At 72.6% G+C, this 237-nt stretch carries 1 protein-coding gene; it reads right to left on the bottom strand.

Going from position 1 to position 237, the window contains the following annotated elements; genetic code table 11:
- A partial coding sequence (locus tag R0J88_RS23420) for a hypothetical protein (protein WP_410901379.1) occupies positions 1-237 on the bottom strand: 237 nt, incomplete at both ends.

The raw sequence follows: 237 nt of genomic DNA, 5'->3' as shown, positions 1-237 counted from the left end.
CCGGGCACCTGCAACTGGGCCCGGCCATTGCTGCACTGCACGGCGGCGGAGCGGCTGTGCCCGTCGGCGCCGAGCAGTTCCAGGCTCGGGCCGGCCTGGCAGATCTGCTCGGCGCCGTCCAGGTCGATGGTTTGTGCGCGCGGGGTCTTGGTCACGCCCAGCAGGCTGTGGCGCGGACCATCGCGCAGTGCCAGGGCATCCACCTCGAAGGCCGGGTTGTCCAGCGCCTGGACCTGC

Source organism: Pseudoalteromonas sp. SIMBA_162, from assembly GCF_046535955.1.
In the GTDB taxonomy this organism is placed as follows: Bacteria; Pseudomonadota; Gammaproteobacteria; order Enterobacterales; family Alteromonadaceae; genus Pseudoalteromonas; species Pseudoalteromonas marina.
This window is presented reverse-complemented; position numbering and strand designations above follow the sequence as displayed.